The organism is Shewanella sp. Isolate7 (genome assembly GCF_022398425.1).
Classification (GTDB): domain Bacteria; phylum Pseudomonadota; class Gammaproteobacteria; order Enterobacterales; family Shewanellaceae; genus Shewanella.
The window spans coordinates 1-4,261 of sequence record NZ_JAKEVJ010000136.1 but is presented as its reverse complement, the minus strand read 5'-3'; the positions used below and the strand labels follow the sequence as shown (position 1 = coordinate 4,261).

The window sequence follows — 4,261 nt, the reverse complement described above, 5'->3', positions numbered from 1 at the left end:
ATATTGATATAACTATAGAAAATAAGAATGTTACAAATCCAGCCGTTTTCCACACACGAATTTGTTCATCATAAGCATCTTCATTTTCTGCAGTTAGTTTTGTAACACCATTAGAAAGAGTACCTGTTGCGACACCTGTTATGATTTGTATAATATTTTGTAATTGGCCTATGGCTGCATAACCATGAGGCCCAACGTAAATGGCCAGTACTTTATTAACTCCAAGCAATGTCAACACTTTAACAAATACTGACACACCTGATAATAAACTGGTTTTTATTAGGTTCATATTATTTATATAAAACTATTGCATGCGTGTATTACAGTTTCAATTTCATCATTTGTCATGACTGGACTGATTGGTAAACTTAGTACTTCTTCTTGCAAACTCTCTGCAACTGGTAATTCAAAATCTAACAATTCAATATAAGCCTGTTGTTTATGTGGAGCAATCGGATAATGTACCAAAGTTTGTATATCAAATTTCAGCAAGTGTTCAATAAGTTCTTTTCTTCTTTTTGTTTTGACAACAAAGAGATGCCATACATGTTCGCAGTATGAATTCATTGCAGGTAAATCAATGTGAACGTTTTTTATACTAGCCAAATATTTATTTGCTACATTTCTTCTTGTCTCTATTTCATGGTCTAAATGAGCTAGTTTTACCTTTAACATTGCTGCTTGTATTTCATCTAAACGACTGTTTACTCCTTTATATTTGTTGTGGTATTTTTTTTCTGAACCATAATTTCTTAAAGCTAACAAAACTTCATACAAATAGGGATCTGAAGTAGTTATAGCGCCAGCATCACCTAGTGCACCTAAATTTTTGCCAGGATAAAAACTAAATGCTCCGGCATCCCCCCAAGATCCAGCTTTTTTACCAGCGACACTGGCTCCATGTGCTTGTGCACAATCCTCAAGTACCAATAAATCATGTTTTCTTGCTAGTTCCATAATTTGATTCATTGGAGATATTTGACCATAAAGGTGTACAGGCAAAATCACTTTGGTTTTTTCAGAAATTCTATTTTCAATTGTTGTTGAAAGCAGATTAAATGATTCAGTGTCAGGATCAACTAATACAGGTACTAAACCCGCTTCACTAATAGCTAAGATAGAAGCGATATATGTGTTAGATTGAACTATGACTTCATCGCCATCATTAAGCCTCCCTAATTCCTTCCAAGCTTTTAAGGTCAAAGTTAGTGCATCTAATCCATTAGCAACTCCGATGGCATATTTAGTTCCACAGTAATTAGAAAATTCTAGCTCAAACTCTTCAACTTCTTTACCTAAGATATACCATCCAGAATTAATTACTCTACAACAAGCATTTTTAAGTTCTTCACTATATTGCGCATTTACTTTATCTAAGTTTAAAAACTCAATCATTTTCAAATTCCTTAGCAGGGTTTCCTAAAACAGTGGCTCTTGGCTTCACGTCCTTAGTGACTACAGCTCCCGCACCGACCATCGCACCTTCACCTATAACTATTCCAGGTAATATAGTAGCGTTAGCGCCTATTGATGCACCCTTTCGAATAATTGTTTCAGAGAATTTTTCTGGATATACCTTTGATCTTGGCGTTTTGTCATTCGTAAATGTTACATTGGGTCCTATAAAGACATTATCCTCAATTTTGACCCCTTCCCATATTTGAACTCCACTCTTAACGGTTACATTATTACCGATGAAAGAGCCGCTTTCTATCAAACAATGTGAGCATATATTACAGTTTTCACCTATTTTCGCATTTGGAAGCACAACAACGAACTGCCAAATTCTAGTATTTTCGCCTATATAGGTTGATTGAACATCACTAAGAGGATGTATGTTTTTCATTTAAACAACGCCTTTTAAATTCATCATAGTCTCTAATATAATCTTCTTCAGAATATGAATTACTTGCAAGAACTAATAAAACACAGTCCTTTGAAAAATTATGCATTTCTCGCCAAACCAAATCCTTTATATATACACCTTCTATAGGAGAATTTAATTTATACAATGTTTCTCCTTCATTATTCTCTACTTTTAGATCACAGGTTCCACTTACACAAACAAGTAGTTGCTCTAAATTTTTGTGTGCATGAAATCCTCTACTTTCATCGATTAATGTGTTAAAAAGGTAGTAAACTCTATTAACTTGAAACGGAATGTCTTTTAAAGTTTCTATAGCTACTAAAGAACCTCTATTGTCTCCGTGTTGTTGGAGATTCACTTTTCTATGATAGCCCATCAATTAATCCAACATCTCTAATAAATACTGTCCATAAGAATTTTTTTTCATACTTTCGCCAATATCTTTGAGTTGCTCATCAGAGAGCCAGCCATTTCTCCATGCAATTTCCTCAAGACAAGCTATTTTTAACCCTTGTACATGTTGAACCGTTTGAACAAAACTAGAAGCTTCATGTAAGCTTTCATGTGTTCCGGTATCTAACCATGCAAAGCCTCTACCTAATAACTCTACAGTCAAACTTCCTTCTTGAAGATACATTTGATTTATACTTGTAATTTCTAGCTCCCCTCTTTCGGAGACTTTAACTCTTTTTGACTTTTCAATTACCGTATTATCATAAAAATATAACCCCGTTACAGCATAATCTGATTTAGGTTGTTCCGGTTTTTCTTCAATAGATATGGCTTTATATGACTGATCAAACTCCACTACACCAAAGCGCTCTGGGTCATTAACTTGATAACCGAATACTACAGCAGATTCATGTTTGGTTACTGTTGCTACCGCTCGGCGCAATAGAGGAGTAAAACCTTGTCCATAAAATATATTATCGCCTAATACCAGACAGACTGAATCAGATCCAATAAAATCTTCTCCAATCATGAATGCTTGAGCTAATCCATCTGGATTCGGTTGAACTTTATACTCTAGATTAATACCATAGTCAGAACCATCACCCAGTAGACGTTTAAAACCGTCTCTATCCTCAGGTGTAGTAATAATTAAAATATCTCTAATACCCGCTAACATAAGAGTTGAGATAGGATAATAAACCATTGGCTTATCATAAATTGGTAACATCTGTTTCGATGTGCCTCGAGTAAGCGGATATAACCGAGTACCGGATCCGCCTGCTAAAACAATGCCTTTCATCTAAAAGTCCTTACTAATAAATTGAATTACAGCCCTAACCGTTCACCTTGATAAGAACCATCTTTAACGTTCTTACACCATGTTTGATTATTCAGATACCATTCAACCGTTTTAGCTAAACCAGATTCAAAAGTTTCATTTGGAGTCCACCCTAGCTCTTTCTGTATCTTTGAAGAATCAATAGCATAGCGTCGGTCATGACCGGGTCTATCAGAAACAAAAGTAATTTGATCTTCATATTTTGTAGCTTTAGGCAACAGATTATCTAGAATTTTACAAATTTCTTTAACAACTTCTATATTTTTCTTTTCATTATGCCCACCAATATTATAAGTTTCTCCAACCTTACCTTTGGTTAATACTTTATATAATGCACGGGCATGATCTTCCACGTATAACCAATCTCGAATTTGGTCACCGTTTCCGTATATAGGTAACTCCTTGCCGGCAATTGCATTCAGTATTACTAAAGGAATTAGTTTTTCCGGAAAGTGATATGGACCATAATTATTTGAACAATTGGTTACTATAGTTGGCAGTCCATACGTACGAAGCCAAGCTCGAACCAAATGATCGCTAGCAGCTTTAGAAGATGAATATGGGCTTGAAGGAGCATATGATGTAGTTTCTAAGAACATAGGTAGCTCAATATCGTCTGGAGCTTCATCAGGATGAACTAAGTCACCATATACTTCATCTGTCGAGATGTGATGAAAGCGAAAAGTGTTCTTCTTTTCACTATCTAGAGTGTTCCAATATTCCCTAGCAGATTCTAATAATGTATAAGTTCCAATGATATTGGTCTCAATAAATGTTGCAGGGCCGGTAATTGAACGATCAACATGAGATTCTGCAGCTAAGTGCATAACTACATCTGGCTGATGTTCCTTAAACACGCGGTCTAACTTAGCTCTATCGCAGATATCTACTTTTTCAAAAGTATATCGGTCTGAATTATCTACAGATGTCAATGATTCTAAATTACCTGCATAAGTTAATTTATCGATATTTATTACATTATCATTTGTATTATTTATAATTTCACGGACAACTGCACTACCTATGAAACCAGCTCCACCAGTTCCTAAAATTTTCATAATTACTTTTCATTCTATTGATTTTAATTTACGGACTACAAGTTC

General features: G+C 34.9%; 5 protein-coding genes and 1 pseudogene. All 6 read right to left on the bottom strand.

Annotated features, from left to right (window positions below; all coding sequences use genetic code 11):
• Positions 1–289 (bottom strand): annotated as a pseudogene (locus tag L1D47_RS20240) (O-antigen flippase); the annotation flags it as partial.
• A gap of 5 nt (positions 290–294) precedes the next feature.
• The gene (locus L1D47_RS20235; RefSeq protein ID WP_239886571.1) at positions 295–1,395 is read right to left on the bottom strand and encodes a DegT/DnrJ/EryC1/StrS family aminotransferase; all 1,101 of its coding nucleotides are present in this window, start codon (positions 1,393–1,395) and stop codon (positions 295–297) included.
• Complete coding sequence (locus tag L1D47_RS20230; protein WP_239886570.1) at positions 1,388–1,846, bottom strand: acyltransferase; 459 nt, start codon at positions 1,844–1,846, stop codon at positions 1,388–1,390. Before L1D47_RS20230 ends, L1D47_RS20235 begins: the two co-directional genes overlap by 8 nt.
• Positions 1,824–2,243 (bottom strand): FdtA/QdtA family cupin domain-containing protein, encoded by a 420-nt coding sequence (locus L1D47_RS20225; protein WP_239886569.1) that lies wholly within the window; start codon positions 2,241–2,243, stop codon positions 1,824–1,826. The genes L1D47_RS20230 and L1D47_RS20225 overlap by 23 nt, the downstream gene beginning before the upstream one ends.
• 3 nt (positions 2,244–2,246) lie before the next feature.
• Positions 2,247–3,119, bottom strand: a complete 873-nt coding sequence (gene rfbA / locus L1D47_RS20220; protein ID WP_239886568.1) for a glucose-1-phosphate thymidylyltransferase RfbA — start codon at positions 3,117–3,119, stop codon at positions 2,247–2,249.
• Positions 3,120–3,145: 26 nt separating this feature from the next.
• Positions 3,146–4,216 carry a dTDP-glucose 4,6-dehydratase gene (gene rfbB / locus L1D47_RS20215; protein WP_239886567.1) on the bottom strand — a complete coding sequence of 357 codons (1,071 nt, stop codon included), beginning with the start codon at positions 4,214–4,216 and terminating at the stop codon, positions 3,146–3,148.
• Positions 4,217–4,261: the final 45 nt, after the last annotated feature.